Annotated in this window: 15 protein-coding genes; 7 read left to right on the plus strand and 8 right to left on the minus strand. The window is 75.2% G+C overall.

All coding sequences use genetic code 11. The annotated features are described in order from the left end of the window. Nucleotides 1-38 precede the first annotated feature (38 nt). Nucleotides 39-1,064 (plus strand): adenosine deaminase, encoded by a 1,026-nt coding sequence (add, locus tag ABTW95_RS15305; protein ID WP_396452720.1) that lies wholly within the window; start codon nucleotides 39-41, stop codon nucleotides 1,062-1,064. On the opposite strand, the gene ABTW95_RS15310 is transcribed toward add, so the two are convergent. Continuing rightward, nucleotides 1,061-2,305: a DUF1266 domain-containing protein gene (locus tag ABTW95_RS15310; RefSeq protein WP_500226582.1), complete on the minus strand. Its 1,245-nt coding sequence runs from the start codon at nucleotides 2,303-2,305 to the stop codon at nucleotides 1,061-1,063. The two genes, add and ABTW95_RS15310, sit on opposite strands and share 4 nt — an antisense overlap. A 154-nt stretch (nucleotides 2,306-2,459) precedes the next feature. Between ABTW95_RS15310 and thyX the strand changes: the two genes are divergently transcribed. Next, nucleotides 2,460-3,257: an FAD-dependent thymidylate synthase gene (gene thyX / locus ABTW95_RS15315; RefSeq protein ID WP_396446255.1), complete on the plus strand. Its 798-nt coding sequence runs from the start codon at nucleotides 2,460-2,462 to the stop codon at nucleotides 3,255-3,257. A 3-nt stretch (nucleotides 3,258-3,260) separates the two neighbouring features. Here thyX and ABTW95_RS15320 read toward each other — a convergent pair whose 3' ends face one another. After that, nucleotides 3,261-3,641: a VOC family protein gene (locus ABTW95_RS15320; protein ID WP_500226583.1), complete on the minus strand. Its 381-nt coding sequence runs from the start codon at nucleotides 3,639-3,641 to the stop codon at nucleotides 3,261-3,263. Nucleotides 3,642-3,710: 69 nt separating this feature from the next. Between ABTW95_RS15320 and ABTW95_RS15325 the strand changes: the two genes are divergently transcribed. Continuing rightward, nucleotides 3,711-4,433 (plus strand): dienelactone hydrolase family protein, encoded by a 723-nt coding sequence (locus tag ABTW95_RS15325; protein ID WP_500226584.1) that lies wholly within the window; start codon nucleotides 3,711-3,713, stop codon nucleotides 4,431-4,433. Between the two features lie 34 nt (nucleotides 4,434-4,467). On the opposite strand, the gene ABTW95_RS15330 is transcribed toward ABTW95_RS15325, so the two are convergent. Then, nucleotides 4,468-4,872, minus strand: coding sequence for a PaaI family thioesterase (locus ABTW95_RS15330; protein WP_396446251.1), 405 nt, complete (start codon nucleotides 4,870-4,872; stop codon nucleotides 4,468-4,470). 111 nt (nucleotides 4,873-4,983) lie between these two features. On the opposite strand from ABTW95_RS15330, the gene ABTW95_RS15335 reads away from it, so the two are divergent. Then, complete coding sequence (locus ABTW95_RS15335) at nucleotides 4,984-5,784, plus strand: helix-turn-helix domain-containing protein (RefSeq protein WP_396446250.1); 801 nt, start codon at nucleotides 4,984-4,986, stop codon at nucleotides 5,782-5,784. Here the strand turns inward: ABTW95_RS15335 and ABTW95_RS15340 are convergent. Next, complete coding sequence (locus ABTW95_RS15340; protein WP_500226585.1) at nucleotides 5,750-6,904, minus strand: globin domain-containing protein; 1,155 nt, start codon at nucleotides 6,902-6,904, stop codon at nucleotides 5,750-5,752. The two genes, ABTW95_RS15335 and ABTW95_RS15340, sit on opposite strands and share 35 nt — an antisense overlap. Before the next feature lie 536 nt (nucleotides 6,905-7,440). Here ABTW95_RS15340 and ABTW95_RS15345 point away from each other — a divergent pair. Continuing rightward, on the plus strand, nucleotides 7,441-8,190 hold the full coding sequence (locus ABTW95_RS15345; RefSeq protein WP_396446248.1) for a gamma-glutamyl-gamma-aminobutyrate hydrolase family protein: 750 nt from the start codon (nucleotides 7,441-7,443) through the stop codon (nucleotides 8,188-8,190). A 72-nt stretch (nucleotides 8,191-8,262) separates the two neighbouring features. Then, nucleotides 8,263-9,219 carry an alpha/beta hydrolase gene (locus tag ABTW95_RS15350; protein WP_396446247.1) on the plus strand — a complete coding sequence of 319 codons (957 nt, stop codon included), beginning with the start codon at nucleotides 8,263-8,265 and terminating at the stop codon, nucleotides 9,217-9,219. Nucleotides 9,220-9,226: 7 nt separating this feature from the next. Here ABTW95_RS15350 and ABTW95_RS15355 read toward each other — a convergent pair whose 3' ends face one another. Beyond that, on the minus strand, nucleotides 9,227-9,661 hold the full coding sequence (locus tag ABTW95_RS15355; protein ID WP_500226586.1) for an SRPBCC family protein: 435 nt from the start codon (nucleotides 9,659-9,661) through the stop codon (nucleotides 9,227-9,229). Nucleotides 9,662-9,825: 164 nt separating this feature from the next. Further along, nucleotides 9,826-11,007 carry an acyl-CoA dehydrogenase family protein gene (locus tag ABTW95_RS15360; RefSeq protein WP_396446245.1) on the minus strand — a complete coding sequence of 394 codons (1,182 nt, stop codon included), beginning with the start codon at nucleotides 11,005-11,007 and terminating at the stop codon, nucleotides 9,826-9,828. Between the two features lie 132 nt (nucleotides 11,008-11,139). On the opposite strand from ABTW95_RS15360, the gene ABTW95_RS15365 reads away from it, so the two are divergent. Then, complete coding sequence (locus ABTW95_RS15365) at nucleotides 11,140-12,573, plus strand: aldehyde dehydrogenase family protein (RefSeq protein WP_500226587.1); 1,434 nt, start codon at nucleotides 11,140-11,142, stop codon at nucleotides 12,571-12,573. 57 nt (nucleotides 12,574-12,630) lie between these two features. On the opposite strand, the gene ABTW95_RS15370 is transcribed toward ABTW95_RS15365, so the two are convergent. After that, nucleotides 12,631-13,200 carry a TetR/AcrR family transcriptional regulator gene (locus ABTW95_RS15370; RefSeq protein WP_396446243.1) on the minus strand — a complete coding sequence of 190 codons (570 nt, stop codon included), beginning with the start codon at nucleotides 13,198-13,200 and terminating at the stop codon, nucleotides 12,631-12,633. A gap of 86 nt (nucleotides 13,201-13,286) precedes the next feature. Then, nucleotides 13,287-14,477, minus strand: a complete 1,191-nt coding sequence (locus tag ABTW95_RS15375) for an ROK family transcriptional regulator (RefSeq protein ID WP_500226588.1) — start codon at nucleotides 14,475-14,477, stop codon at nucleotides 13,287-13,289. Between the last annotated feature and the right edge of the window lie 144 nt (nucleotides 14,478-14,621).

Genomic DNA, 14,621 nt, shown 5'->3' on the forward strand with positions numbered 1-14,621 from the left:
CTGTCATGACGGGCGCGGCGGCTGTTAGCTTCGCGGGCGTGCCTACCGAAACCACATCCATCCACGCGTTCATCGACGCCCTCCCGAAGGTCGAGCTGCACGTCCACCTCGTCGGCTCCGCTTCCGTCCCCACCGTGCTCGAGCTTGCCCGCCGCCACCCGGACGGGCCCGTCCCCGTGGACGAGCGCGAGCTGCGCGCCTTCTACGAGTTCCGCGACTTCCCCCACTTCGCCGAGGTGTACGAGGCGGTGTCCAGCCTCGTCCGGACCCCGGAGGACGTCGGCACGCTCGTGTTCGGCGTCGCCCGCGACCTCGCCGCGCAGAACGTCCGGTACGTCGAGCTGACCGTCACCCCGTACACCCACCAGCGGGCCGGGATGCCGATGCCGGCGATCACCGAGGCCCTCGACCACGCCGTGCGCGAGGCCCGCGACCGGCTCGGCATCCGCGTCGCCTACATCTTCGACATCCCCGGCGAGTTCGGCGCCGAGGGCGCGCGCGGCACCATCGACCACGCGCTCTCCCACCCGCCCGAGGCGCTCGTCGGGTTCGGGATCGGCGGCATCGAGCAGATGCGCCCGCCGCACCGGGACGCGTTCCGCGACGCGTTCGCCGCCGCCCGCGCCGCCGGGCTGCGCAGCCTCCCGCACGCCGGCGAGATGACCGGGCCGGAGACGATCTGGGAGGCCGTCGAGGGCCTCCGCGCGGAGCGGATCGGGCACGGCATCAGCTGCCTGGACGACCCGCGCCTCGTCGCGCACCTGCGCGAGACGCAGCTGCCCCTGGAGGTGTGCCCGACGTCCAACGTGTGCACCGGGCAGGTCCCCGGCCTGTCCGCCCACCCGATGCCGCGGATGCTGGAGGAGGGGCTGTTCGTCACGCTGAACAGCGACGACCCGCCGATGTTCAGCACGACGCTGACCGGCGAGTACCGCGTCGCCGCCGAGGTGTTCGGGCTCGGCCGCGAGGACCTCGCGGCGCTGGCCCGCAACGCCGTGGTCGCCTCGTCCCTGGACGAGCGGGACCGCAAGGCGATCATCGGCGACATCGACGCCCTGCTCTAGCCCCAGGCCATCCGGCGCCACGGGCTGTCCGGGTCCTCGGCGAGGATGCGGTGGCCGGCGAGGGAGCGCTCGTACCACTCGCCGAACTCCCCCTCGTCGAACCGCAGCATCCGGCCGAGGACGTACCCGGCGGAGAACGCCCCCCACGACGTGTACACCTGGTTGGCGCGGTACCCGGCCGCGAGGACGCACTTCTCGGCCTCCTCCGCGTCGCAGTACCCGGCGCCGAGTCCCCAGCGGGCCATGTTCACCGCGCGGCCGAAGTCGTACCCGTAGACGCTCTCGACCCGCCCGTCCGGCGGGAGCAGGCCGTCCGCGCGGAACCGCGCCTCGTACCGGCGGATCGTCCCGGACAGCTCGACGACCTCCCGGACGGTCTCCTCCGCGATGTCGTGCTCGCGGCACCAGGCGGCGATCGCGGCGCGCCACTCCCGCTCGCCCGCGCCCCGCTCGCGCCGGTCGAGCACCATCTGGATCGCCGGGTCGCTGTTGCGCGCGTCGAGCAGCGCGTCCATCTGCTCCCGCCAGCCCGCCGCGTCGGTGACGCCCCAGTCCCGCTCCAGCAGCTCCCCGTCGCCGGGTCCGCCGGCGAGGGCGTTCCAGGCGGTCCCGTTCCCGACGGCCAGGTGCGCGCCGACCGCGAGCGCCGCCGCGAGCCGCCCCCACGACGCGCCGTCCGGGTCGGTGACGAGGACGTCGTAGTCGCGGTCGGGACGCCGCTCCGCGTCGGCCAGCAGCTTGGCGACCTGCCGGTGGTCCCCGCCGCCGGGCGGCATCTGCGCCAGCAGCTCGCGCAGCGGCCGCAGCGCCTCCCGCGGCCCCGCGTCCCTCAGGATGAGCCGGGCCGCGTGCACGCCGGCGGCGCCGGACCGCTTCGGGTCCCGCAGCGCCCCGAACGCCGACATCGCGGCCCAGGCGCGCCGCGCCGCCTCCCCGGTCCGCCCCGCCGCGGCCAGGACGTGCGCCGCCTGCGCGTCCAGCCCGGCCCGCACCTCGCCCGGCAGGGACGCGGCGCCCCGGTCGAGCGTGTCGAGGACCCGCTGCGCCTTCCCGACGTCCCCGGCCGCGGCGAGGGCCCGCGCGTACCTCGCCCGCAGCGCCGCCGCGGCCGGCCGGTCGCCGCGGGCCTCCGCGGCCCCGGCGGCCTCCGCGAACGCGGCCGCCGCCTCCGCGGGCCGCCCCTGCCGCTCGTACTTGCGCGCGCGCTCCACCAGAGCGCCGACATCCCCCTGAACCGCCATCTTCCCTCCGGCACGACCGTACCGGTCCCGCCGATCTCCGGCACGGCCCGCGCCAGGACGGGCGGCCGGAGATCTGCGCCGCCGCCGGTGCCGGGGCGAGCGAGCGGGGATGGTTTGCTATAGGACGAACGAATCGATGTAGGGGGATGCGAGAGTGAAGAGCGTCGAGCCCGAGGTGTTCCTCGTTGCGCGGCCCGAACTGGACTACGACGAGGTCGCCCGCTACCTGCGGGACGTGGGCGGGGAGAGCTGGCTGGAGCGGCTCGACCGCGGCGAGCTCGACGACGAGCTCAACGACCCGCAGAACCTGGCGGAGTTCGCCGGCCGGCTCTGCTACCGCTCCTGGGAGCCGGGCCTCAACCCCAACGTGACCAAGATCCGCACCGACTCGGGCCAGTACCTGCGGAACATCCTGCGCAGCCTGCACGGCTCGGTGCTGGAGCACGTCAGCTTCAGCTTCGTCCTGCACAATGTGAGCCGCGTGCTGACGCACGAACTCGTCCGGCACCGTCCCGGGGTGGCCATTTCGCAGGAGTCGCTCCGGTTCGTCCGGCTCCAGGACATCCCGTTCTGGTTTCCGGAGTGGGCCCGCGAGGACGCCGAGCTGATGAAGCGCGCCACCGCGATGCTGGAGCAGATGGAGGAGTTCCAGGGCTGGATGGCCGCCCACTTCGGCCTGGACGACGAGGGCGTGCCGTTCAAGGAGAAGAAGCACAAGACCTCGTTCATGCGCCGCTTCGCGCCCGAGGGCGTCGGCACCGGGCTGGTCTGGACGGCCAACGTCCGCACCCTGCGCCACACCCTGGAGAACCGCACCGCGCCGGGCGCCGAGGAGGAGATCCGCCTGCTCTTCGGCAAGATCGGAGAGGTGATGCGAAAGGAGGCCCCCGACCTCTTCGGGGACTACGTCGTCGAGGACGGCGCCTGGATCCCCGAGTGGCGGAAGGTCTGACCCTCACTCGTAGACGCTGAGCTCGATGAGGTTCCGGTCGGGATCGCGGACGTAGACGCTCGTGATGGGGCCGGCGGCGCCGGTGCGGCGCACCGGGCCCTCCTCGACGGGGACGCCGTGGCGCTCCAGGTCGGCGAGGGCCTCGTCGAGCGGCCCCGCGACGATCAGGCAGAGGTCGGCGCTGCCGGGGACCGGGTGCGCCGCCTTCGGCTCGAACTCCCGGCCGGCCTCGTGCAGGTTGATCTTGCCGGCGCCGTAGGCGAGGGCGCGGCGGCCCTCGCCGAAGGTCACCGCCTCCATGCCGAGCACGCGCGTGTAGAACCAGATCGCCGCGTCGATGTCCGCGACGGTGAGGACGAGGTGGTCGAGGCGGTCGATGCGCATGAGGCCACGGTAGACCGGTGCGCGCCGGGGGCTGGGCAACGGTGGGCGGCTGGGGAATTATTCGACGGTATGTCTGACATCACGATCCCCGTGGGAGCGCGGGAGCTGCCGGGGTACCTCGCCGTCCCCGAGGGCGAAGGGCCGTGGCCGGGCGTCGTCATCGTCTTCGAGGCGATGGGCGCGAACGCCGACATGCGGGCGCAGGCCGACCGGTTCGCCGCCGAGGGCTACCTCGCCGTCCTGCCGGACCTCTACAACGGAGCGCCGTGGGTGCGGTGCGTCGGCAAGGCGATGCGCGACATGCGGGCCCAGCGCGGCGCCGCCTACGACCACATCGAGGCCACGCGCGCGTGGCTCGCCGGGCGGGCCGACTGCACGGGGGACGTGGGCGTGTGCGGGTTCTGCATGGGCGGCGGGTTCGCGCTGGTCGCGGCGGCGAAGTACGACTTCAAGGCGGCGGCCGCCAACTACGGCATCCTGCCGCGGCGGCCGGAGGAGTCGCTGCGGGGCGCGTGCCCGATCGTCGGCAGCTACGGCGGCGCCGACCCCACGCTGCGCGGGGCCGCGGCCCGGCTGGAGCGCGCCCTCACGCGGGCCGGCGTCGAGCACGACGTGAAGGAGTACCCGGGGACCGGGCACGGCTTCCTGACCGGGCTCACCCCGCCGGCTCCGCTCGGCCCGGTCGCCAAGATCGTCTTCGGGCTGGGCAAGGGGCGGGAGAACGCGGCCGACGGCTGGGCGCGGATCTTCGCCTTCTTCGGCGAGCACCTCGCTAAAAAATCTACAACGTAAAGGCGCCGGCCGTGCTCAGGCCCTAAGCGCCTGGTCAGGCCCTGAGCACGGCCTGGGTCTGGGTCACCTGGGCGACGCGGCGGCCGGACTCGTCGTAGAGGTCGGTCTGGACGACGATCGATGTGCGGCCGGTGTGCAGCGGGCGCGCGACGCCGCGGACGCAGCCCTCCCTGACTCCGCGGAAGAAGTTCGTCTTGGACTCCAGGGTCGTGGTGGAGGTGTCCGGCGGGAGGTTGAGGAACGCGCACGCGGCGCCGAGGGTGTCGGCGAGGGCCATGAGGGCGCCGCCGTGCATCACGCCGCCGGCGGTGCAGCGCTCCGGGGCCCAGTCGAGCCGGCCGGTGACCTCCTCGGGACCGGCGGCGTCGATGCGGACGCCGAGCGCGCGGGCGAACGGCATCGCGTCGGTCAGCTGGTCGGGGGTGATCCCGGTGGTCATGGAGCCTCCTCGGTGGTCGTGTGCGGCCCACTCTCGCGGGCGGGGCCGCACGGCGTCCATTACCCCGGACGTAATCGCGCGCGTGACCGGCGGGCCGGTAGCGTCCGAGGCGTGACGACGGCGTTGAGTGATGTGCGGCCCATCGGGGAGCAGCTGCGGGCCTGGCGGCAGCGGCGGCGGCTGAGCCAGCTGGAGCTGGCCTCGGAGGCGGGCGTGTCGACCCGGCACCTCAGCTTCGTGGAGACGGGCCGGTCCGCGCCGAGCCGCGAGATGGTGCTGCGGCTCGCCGAGCACCTGGACGTGCCGCTGCGCGACCGCAACCTGCTGCTGGTGGCGGCCGGGTACGCGCCGGTGTTCGACGAGACGCCGATCGAGGAGCCGAAGATGGACGCGGTCCGCGCGGCGCTGAAGCAGGTGCTGGCCGGGCACGAGCCGTATCCGGCCGTGGTCGTGGACCGGTTCTGGAACCTCGTCGACGCCAACGCGGCCGCCGCGTTCTTCATGGAGGGCGCGCCGCCCGAGCTGCTGGAGCCGCCGCTGAACGTGCTCCGGCTGAGCATGCACCCGGACGGCATGGCGCGGAACATCCTGAACCTGGCCGAGTGGCGCGCCCACATGATCGACCGGGTGCGGCGGCACGTGGCGTTGACCGCGGACGCCGCGCTCGCGCAGCTCTACCGGGAGCTGCGCGGCTTCCCCGGGGACGTGGGGGAGGCGATGGCGCCGCCCGCGGGCCACGACGTGTTCGTCCCGCTGCGGATGCGGGTGGAGGGCCGGGAGCTGTCGTTCTTCAGCACGATCGCGACGTTCGGCACGCCGGTCGACATCACGGTCGCGGAGCTGGCGATCGAGTCGTTCTACCCGGCGGACGAGGCGACTAAGGAGTTCCTGCGGGAGCGCGCGGGCCGGTGACCGGGTCGCCGGCCGCGAGCAGGTCGTGGTGGATGTGCCGCGCCGGCACCCCGAGCCGCCGGAGAGCGGCGACGGTCCCGCGGACGAGCGGGCCGGGTCCGGCGACGTAGGCGGCGAGGCCGCCGGCGTCGCCGTCCAGGAGGGCGGGCAGGACGTCCGGCACGCGGCCGGCCGGCCCGCCGCTCCGCGGTGACCGCGACAGCACCGGGGTGACGGTGAGCCCGGGGCAGGCCGACTCCAGCAGCCGCAGGTCGGGCATGTCGTAGAGGCCGTCGGCGGCGCGGGCCGCGACCAGCAGGCGGACGGCGCGGCCGGCGGGGGCGGCCTCCTCGGCGAGGGCCTTCATGGGGGAGAGCCCGGTGCCGCCGCCGATCAGGAGCAGGTCGCGGTCCGGGTCGGGGTCGAGCGTCATCGCGCCCTCGGCGGGGCCGAGCAGCACGGTGTCGCCGGGAGCGGTGCCCCGGACCAGGGCGCCGCTCACCCAGCCGCCGGGACGCGCCCGGACGTGCAGGCGCAGCGTCCCGTCCGGCCGGGGCGCGTTCGCGATCGAGTAGGGGCGCCACACGCGGGGCCAGCGGGCGGTCTGCACGCCGACGTGCTGCCCGGCGGCGAACGGGAGCGGCCGCTCGGGGCGCAGCGTGAGCACGGCGAGGTCGGGGGCGCGGCGGTCGTGCGCGGTGACCTCGGCGGCCCACCAGGGCGGGGCGTGCTCGGCGTCCAGCTCGGCGGCGCCGGCCATGGTGCCGGCGGCGTGCCGGTAGGCGGCGGTCCAGGCGTCCTCGGCGCCGGGGGTCCACACGTCGGCGGCGTAGACGCGGAGCGTCGCGGTCAGCGCGGCGCCGACGGCGGCGTAGTGCTCGCGCAGCACCCCGTACTTGCGGTGGCCGCGCCCGAGCCGGCCGAGGTGCGCGTCGAGGTCGCCCGGGTCGTCCTGGCTCCACACGATCCGGACGAGCGCCTGGAAGAACCGGTCGTGCTGGTGGCCCATCGCGGGCGGGAAGAGGGCGCGCAGCTGCGGCTCGGCCGCGAAGAGGCGGCCGTAGAAGTAGCTCATCGCGCCCGCCGGGTCGGCTTCCAGCCGGGCGAAGCACTCCTTGACGACGCGGGGTTCCGGTGACATCTCTCGGCACGCTCCCAGCCCGTTCCCCGGCCAACGCGGGGGCCCGGCACCGGCGGTCGCGGCAGGTCGGGTGCCCGGCTTTGTGAGATTCTCTACTTCGATCCCGCGGGTCCTCAAGCGGGCCGGTGCGGACGGCCGGCGATCGATGCGCTGTGTGCTCGCCCGTGGATCCTGCGTGACCGGATGCCGCGCGAAAAGAGCACGCATACTGATCGGTACGGGTGCGGTGCGAGCGCCGGCCGTTGCCGAACGGGCCGGACGCGGAGGAAGAAACCACTCCCAGGTGGCAGATTTCATGATTCTTTGCCGCGCCCCGGCCGAGTGCCCGTCCCCGGGCGCCGGCCGGCGCGGCGGCGATCTCGCCGCTTCGGACTGCGCAGACCCGCCCCGTGAGGCAAGCTGGCCGGGAGAGAGGCCGGGGGCGGGGCGGCGCGAGGGGGCGGGTGAGGCACCATGAGGTGCCGCGGAAACGGACAGATCACCCCTATTGGCAGCCGTCCTGTGGCCAGTGCTCAGCACGAGGGGGAGACACTCACATGTCAGAGGCCGTCCGCGGGGCTCCGGGCCCCGCCGCCGGTGCCGGCGCGCCGCCGCTCATCGGCATCACCACCTACCTGGAGCCGGCCCGCTGGGGGGTCTGGGTGCGCGAGGCCGCGCTCCTTCCGGCGCCGTACGCGCGCGCGGTCGAGCGGGCCGGCGGCGTGCCGGTGCTGCTGCCGCCGGCCGCGACGCTGCGCGGGGTGGACGCGCTGGTCGAGCGGCTGGACGGCATCGTCCTCTCCGGCGGCGGCGACCTCGACCCGGGCCTGTACGGCGCGGCCCGGCACCACGAGACCGGGCCGCCGCAGCCGCAGCGGGACCGGTTCGAGCTGGCGCTGGCCCGCGCGGTCGTGGCGGCGGACGTGCCGTTCCTGGCGATCTGCCGGGGGATGCAGGTGCTGAACGTCGCGCGGGGCGGCGCCCTCGTCCAGCACCTGCCGGAGGCGGTGGGCCACAGGGGGCACGCGCCGGAGACCGGCATCGTCGGCTCGCACCCGGTGCGGATCGCCGCGACCAGCCTGGTCGGCAAGATCCTCGGCGAGGCGGCCGACGTCCCGGCGTACCACCACCAGGCGGTCGGGCGGCTCGGCAAGGGCCTGTCGGCGGTGGCCTGGGCCGAGGACCAGGTGGTGGAGGCCGTCGAGCTGCAGGGCCACCGCTTCGGCCTCGCCGTCCAGTGGCATCCCGAGGAGGGCGACGACCCGCGCCTGTTCGAGGCCCTGGTCGCGGAGGCCGCGGGCCGCTGAGCCTGGATTGACGGGCCGGATCCGGGGAAGGCGGTCTGCTGGAACCCGCCGCCCGCCCCCGGAGCCGCCCGCATGCCCCTCCACCCGCAGACCGCGCGCTTCCTGGAGCTGCTCGCCGCCTGGACGGCGCCGCCGGGGGAGGCGGCGCGGCCCTCGATCGCGGAGATGCGGGCGCGGATCGGCGCGGCGTTCCCGGTCGTGCGGCGGGAGCTTCCGGTGGTGCGCGACCTGGAGGTGCGCGGCCCCGGCGGCCCGGTGCCGGTGCGGCTGTACCGCCCGCAGCGGCCCGAGCGGGGGCCGCTGCCCGCGGTCGTCTACCTGCACGGCGGCGGGTGGGTGCTCGGCGGCATCGAGAACGTGGACGCCGCGTGCCGCGACCTGGCGGCCGCCGCCGGATGCGCGGTCCTGAACGTGGGGTACCGGCTGGCCCCGGAGCACCCGTTCCCGGCCGCCGTGGACGACGCGTGGGCCGCCGTCGCGTCCGCGGTGCGGGAGCCGGACCGCTACGGCGTCGACCCCGGCGCCGTGGCGGTGGCCGGGGACAGCGCCGGCGGGAACCTCGCCGCGGCCGCCGCGCTGCTGGCCCGGGACCGCGGGCTGCCGCTCGCCCACCAGCTGCTCGTCTACCCGGTGACCGACACGGCGATGGACACCCCGAGCTGGCGGGAGTACGGCACCGGGTACGGGCTGGACGCGGGCACGCTCGCGCAGTTCATGGACCTGTACCGGGGCGGCGCCGACCCGTCGGACTTCCGGCTCGCGCCGCTGCGCGCCCCCGGCCTGGCGGGCGTCGCGCCCGCCACCGTCATCACCGCCGAGTACGACATCCTGCGCGACGAGGCCGAGGCGTACGCGCACCGGCTCGCCGAGGCGGGGGTGCCGGTGGAGCTGCGCCGCTACGACGGCGTCGTGCACTCCTTCTTCCTGCTGCCGGAGATCTTCGACGCCGGCGCCGAGGCGATGGAGTTCGCCGCCCGGCGGCTGCGCTCGGCGTTCGGCGGCCGGGAGCGCCCGCCCGAGGTCGCGTGAGGCGCGGTCAGCCGAAGCGCTCGGCGAGGGCGCTCAGGCCGGTGGCGTAGATGCCCTCCGCGAGGGTCTTGGTCATCGCCTCCTCGTCGCCGGCGTCGGCGGAGAAGTCGGCCCACCACTCGACGAACGCCTGGCCGGTCGCGGTGACCGGCGCGACGCGCAGGCGGCCGCGGGCGCCGCGCACCGGCAGCGGGCTCTCCACGATCTCGTAGGAGTAGCCGCGGCCGGCGTCGTCCAGCGAGATGAGGCGCTCGCGGAACACCGAGTCGCCGGGGCCGATCAGCCGGCGGACGCAGCCCACGCGGTCGCCGGGCCCGCCGTCCTCGATCACGCCGGTCTGCACGCCCGGCATCCACTCGGCGAGGTTGCCGAAGTCCCGCAGGTAGGACCACACCTCGTCGGCGGTGGCATCGAGCACGGCGCTGGCGTACGACCGGGGCATGGACACTCCTCGCTGCGGGGGCCGGTGACCCCTCATGCTCGCGCGCCCGGTGCGGCCGGGGCAACGGGTCGACCGCCCGGAATCCGATTCGGAATGATCGGGGCATGCCGCCCGCGGCCTCCGGCTCCCGGAGACCGGCCGCCGGAGGTCGGCCGGAGAGCGGGCTAGTACGACTTGGGCAGCCCCAGCTCGTGCTGCGCGATGTGCGCGAGGACCAGCTCTTCGGCGACCGGGATGTTCTTGCCGATGCGGGCGTCGCGGAACATCCGGGCGATCGGGTACTCCATCGAGTACGCCATGCCGCCGTAGGTCTGGAAGGCGCGGTCGGCCGCCTGCCAGGCCGCGTCCGCCGCGGTCAGCTTGGCGATGTTGGCCTCCGAGCCGCAGGGGCGGCCCCGGTCCCACAGCCAGGCGGCCTTGTAGGTCATCAGCCGGGCCAGCTCCAGCTGCGCCTTGGCCTTGGCGAGCGGGAACGCGATGGCCTGGTTCGCCCCGATCGGCTTGCCGAACGGCGCCCGGCCGGCGGCGTACTCGCGGGCGAGCCTCAGCACGAGGCCGCCGGAGCCGACGCCGCCCGCCGCGGCCAGGATCCGCTCGGGGTTCAGGATGTCCCACAGGACGAGGAAGCCCTGGTCGGCCTCGCCGAGGACGCGGTCGGCCGGGACGCGCACCTCGTCCAGGAACACCATGCTGGACGCGACGGTGTTCGTGCCGAGCTTCGGGATCGGCCGGTAGGTGAGCGTCCCCTCGGCGACGGCCTCCGCGACGTCCACCAGCAGGACGGTGAAGCCGGACGTGCGGGGCCGCGCCTCGGCCGCCGGGATCGTCCGGGTCACCAGCACCAGGAAGTCGGCCCGCTCGACGCCGGAGATCCAGATCTTCTGCCCGCTGACCAGGAAGTGGTCGCCGTCGCGGCGCGCGTGGGTGGAGATTTCGATGGCGTTGCTGCCGGCGTCCGGCTCGGTGATCGCGAAGCAGGTCTCGATCTCCCCGGACGCGATCTTCGGCAGGAACTCGCGCCGCTGCTCCGCGGTCCCGTGCCGGGTGATGGTGAGCCCGCCGAACGCGGGCGTGAGCAGGTACATGAACGACGCGGCGCCGCCCGCGCCGCCCTCGGCCAGCGCCTCCAGGGCGACCGCCAGCTCCAGCAGGCCCTGGCCCCCGCCGCCGTGCTCCTCCGGGATCGCCAGCGCGTGCCAGCCGCCCTGGACCAGCTCCCGCCAGACCTCCTCCGGCCAGCGCTTGTCCGCGTCGCACCGGCTCCAGTACTCCTGGTCGTACTTCCCGGCGATCGCCAGCACGCCCTCGCGCACCGCCGCCGCGCTCTCCGGCAGGTCGAAGTCCACCGCGCCTCCCTCAATCCGCGTGCGCACCACCGTAGCCGATTTCAGTAAGTGTCCACTGACGCGGGTGCCGTCATTGAAGGCCGCCCTGCCGGGTAGGCGAGCGGACGTACCGCGACACGGGAGGGGGTGGCCATGCGGCCCCGCGACAGGTGGATGCTGGCCGGCGGACGGTGGAGCCAGGGCACCGGGCAGGACGTGTTCTCGGTGGCCGACCCGGCGACCGGCGAGCCGCTGGGGGTGGCGGCCGTGTCCACGCCGGCGGACGCGGCCGCGGCGATGGCGGCGGCGCGCGGCGCGGCGCCCGGCTGGGCGGCCGCCCCGGCGGCCGAGCGGAGCGCGGCCCTGCGCGCCGCGGCCCGGGCGGTCGAGGAGCGGGTGGACGAGCTGGCCGCGCTGGTGACCGCGGAGATGGGCAAGCCGTCCGGCGACGCGCTCGGCGGCGTCGAGGCCGGGATCGGGACGCTGCGCCAGTACGCCGAGCTGGGCGCCCTGCACGGGTGCCGCAGCCTGCAGGGCGGCCGGGACGCCTGCGACTTCATGGTCCGCGAGCCGCGCGGCGTCGTCGCCGTGATCACGCCGTGGAACGACCCGGTCGCGATCGCCTGCGGCCTGATCGGCGCGGCCGTGGTCACCGGCAACACCGTCGTGCACAAGCCGTCCGAGCGGACCCCGCACACCGGCGCGATGCTCACCGAGCTGCTCGCCGGGCGCCTGCCCGACGGCGTCCTGAACATGGTCACCGGCGGCGGCGAGGTGGGCGAGGTCCTCGCCGGCCACCCCGGCGCCGACGTCGTCGCGCACGTCGGCTCCACGGCCGCGGGGCGGCGCGTCGCCGAACTCGCCCTGCGCACCGGCGCGAAGACCCTGCTGGAGAACGGCGGCTCCGACCCGCTGATCGTGGACGCCGGCGTCGACCCCTCCTGGGCGGCCGGGCAGGCGGCGATCGGCTGCTTCGCCGACGCCGGGCAGATCTGCACCTCGGTGGAACGGGTGTACGTCCACGAGGACGTGGCCGAGCCGTTCCTCGACGCCCTCGTGGACCGCGCCCGCGGCATGCGCATGGGGCCGGGCGCCGACGTGTCCACCGAACTCGGCCCGCTCGTCGACGAGCGCCACCGCGCGCACGTCCACCAGCAGGTCGAGAAGGCGATCGCGGACGGCGCCCGCCCCCTCGCCGGCGCGCGGGTCCCCGAGGGCCCCGGCGCGTTCTACCCGGCCACGGTCCTGGCCGGCTGCGCCGACCACATGCCGATCATGGCCGAGGAGGTCTTCGGGCCGGTCGCGGCCGTGCGCACCGTGCCGTCGTTCGACCAGGCCCTGGACGCCGCGCGGCGCTCCCGCTACGGCCTCGCCGCGACCGTCCTCACCCGCGACATGGCGCACGCGCAGGCGGCCTGGCGCACCCTGAACACCGGCACCGTGAAGATCAACGCGGTGTTCGGCGGCGCCCCCGGCGGCGCCGCCGCCCCGCGCCGCGCCAGCGGCCACGGCTTCGGCCACGGGCCCGAGCTCCTGGACGAGATGACGTGCGTGAAGGTCGTCCATCTGCAGACCGCGATCCCCTGACCGCCGCCGCGGCGGCAGCGAGCCGCGGTGCACCCATCGCGACGACCGCGCCCGGGGTCAGACGTCCGGGCCGGTGGTCTTCGCGGGGACCGACAGGTAGCGGGTCACCAGGCGGGCCACGAAGTGCGCGAACGCCTCCGGCGGGCCGGAGGGCAGCATGATGTGGCTCATCGTGAGCCGCACCGCCGCGTCGGCGACCTCGGTGAGCGCGTCGCGGTCCAGGTGCGGCCACTGCCGCAGCGCGTGCTCGGCGATGCGGGCGCTGGCGGTGAACAGCACCGGCTCGGCCTGCGTGGTGAGCAGCGGCAGCATCTCGTCGCCGCCCGCGCCGGTGAGCACCGCCTTCTTCAGCTGGTCGTCCGCCGACGTCTCCAGCGTGTACGTGACCGCGGCGACCACGGCGGAGTACACGTCCTCGTGCTCGGACAGCACCGCGTCGATGCCGTCGAGGTAGCGCTCGTTGTCGCGGACCACGACCGCCTGCGCCAGGCCCCACTTGTCGCCGAACTCGTTGTAGACGGTCTGCCGGCTCACCCCGGCGGCCTCCGCCACGTCCCGCATGCGGACGGCCCGGTAGCCGCGCTCCACCAGCAGGTCGGCGGCGGCGTCCAGCAGTGACTCGCGCACGGAACGTCCGGCGGTGCCCATCAGTCGTCGTTCCTCCGGGGCTGGTCGGGGCTCCCATTATCGCCCGCCGCCCGGCGGCGCGGCCATCACACCGCGGCGCCGCCGCGGTCGAGCAGGTGGGCGAGCGGGAGCGTGGCCGCGCCGACGGCGACGGCCTCGGGGCCGAGGTGGCACGGCTCGATCACGGTCTGCGCGAACGGCTGGCGCAGCGCGTACGCGGCGGTGGACTCGATGACGCGGTCCAGCATCCGGCCGCCGATCAGCAGCCCCGCCCAGCCGCCGATGATGATCTTCTCGGGGCTGAACAGGTTGACCAGGTCGGCGATGCCCGCGCCCAGGTACTCGGCGATGTCGTCGCGCAGGGCCGCGGCGGCCTCGGACGGGTCGGCGAGCAGCGCGGCGAGGGCCTCCTCCTCGTCGGTCCCGGCCGGGCCGCCCGCCGCCCGGTAGCGCTCCAGCAGCGCGGTCGCGCCGACGTAGGACTCCAGGCAGCCGCGCGACCCGCAGCGGCACCGCGCGCCGCCGACCCGCACGGTCGTGTGGCCCCACTCGCCGGCGCTGCCGGCCGCGCCCCGGTACGGCGAGCCGTCGATCATGACGGCGGCGCCGACGCCGGAGCCGATGAGGGCGACGACGGCGTTGCGGTTGCCGCGGCCGGCGCCGAACCACATCTCGGCCTGCCCGAGCGAGGTGGCGCCGTTGTCGATGAACAGCGGCAGGTCGGTGCCCGCGCGCAGCATCCGCTCCAGCGGCACGGCCTCCCAGCCGACGGTCTGGCAGTGCACGACCGCCTCCGGGCCGTGCTCGATGACCCCGGGGACCCCCACCCCGACGCCGATGATGGACGCCGGGTCGACCGACGCGCCCTCGATGACGGCGGGCAGCCCGGCCAGGATGTGCCGGACGACGGCGCGCTCGTCGTGCCCGCCGTCCCCGAGCGGGAAGTCGGCCTTGGCGAGCTGGGTCAGCTCCAGGTCGAACAGCTCGACCATCACCCGTGTCTCGCCGACGTCCACGCCGATGAGATGGCCGTAACCGGCCGCCGTCTTCAGCAGCACCCGCGGGCGGCCCCCGTCGGACTCGACGCTGCCCGCCTCCACGACGAGCCCGGCGTCGATCAGCTCGGTGACGACGTTGCTGACCGAGGCGGGGCTGAGGCCGGTCTCCCTGGCCAGGTCCTGGCGGCTGAGCGGCCCGTCGAAGTACAGCCGCCGCAGCAGCACCGACCGGTTGGTGCGGCGCAGGTCGCGCACGGTCCTCCGGCGCCGTTCCGGCATCGGGCCCCCTTCTCCCGCGGCCGCCGCGCGGCCGCGTCCCCCGAGTTCTCAGGTCTTGACCGGACCATTATGTCACTGCTTAGATCACGACGTGAAATAAGGTGTGATCTAACTCTCCGAGTGATCCCGCCTCACTCCGGATCG

The sequence above is a fragment of the Spirillospora sp. NPDC127506 genome (assembly GCF_040302145.1).
In the GTDB taxonomy this organism is placed as follows: domain Bacteria; phylum Actinomycetota; class Actinomycetes; order Streptosporangiales; family Streptosporangiaceae; genus Spirillospora.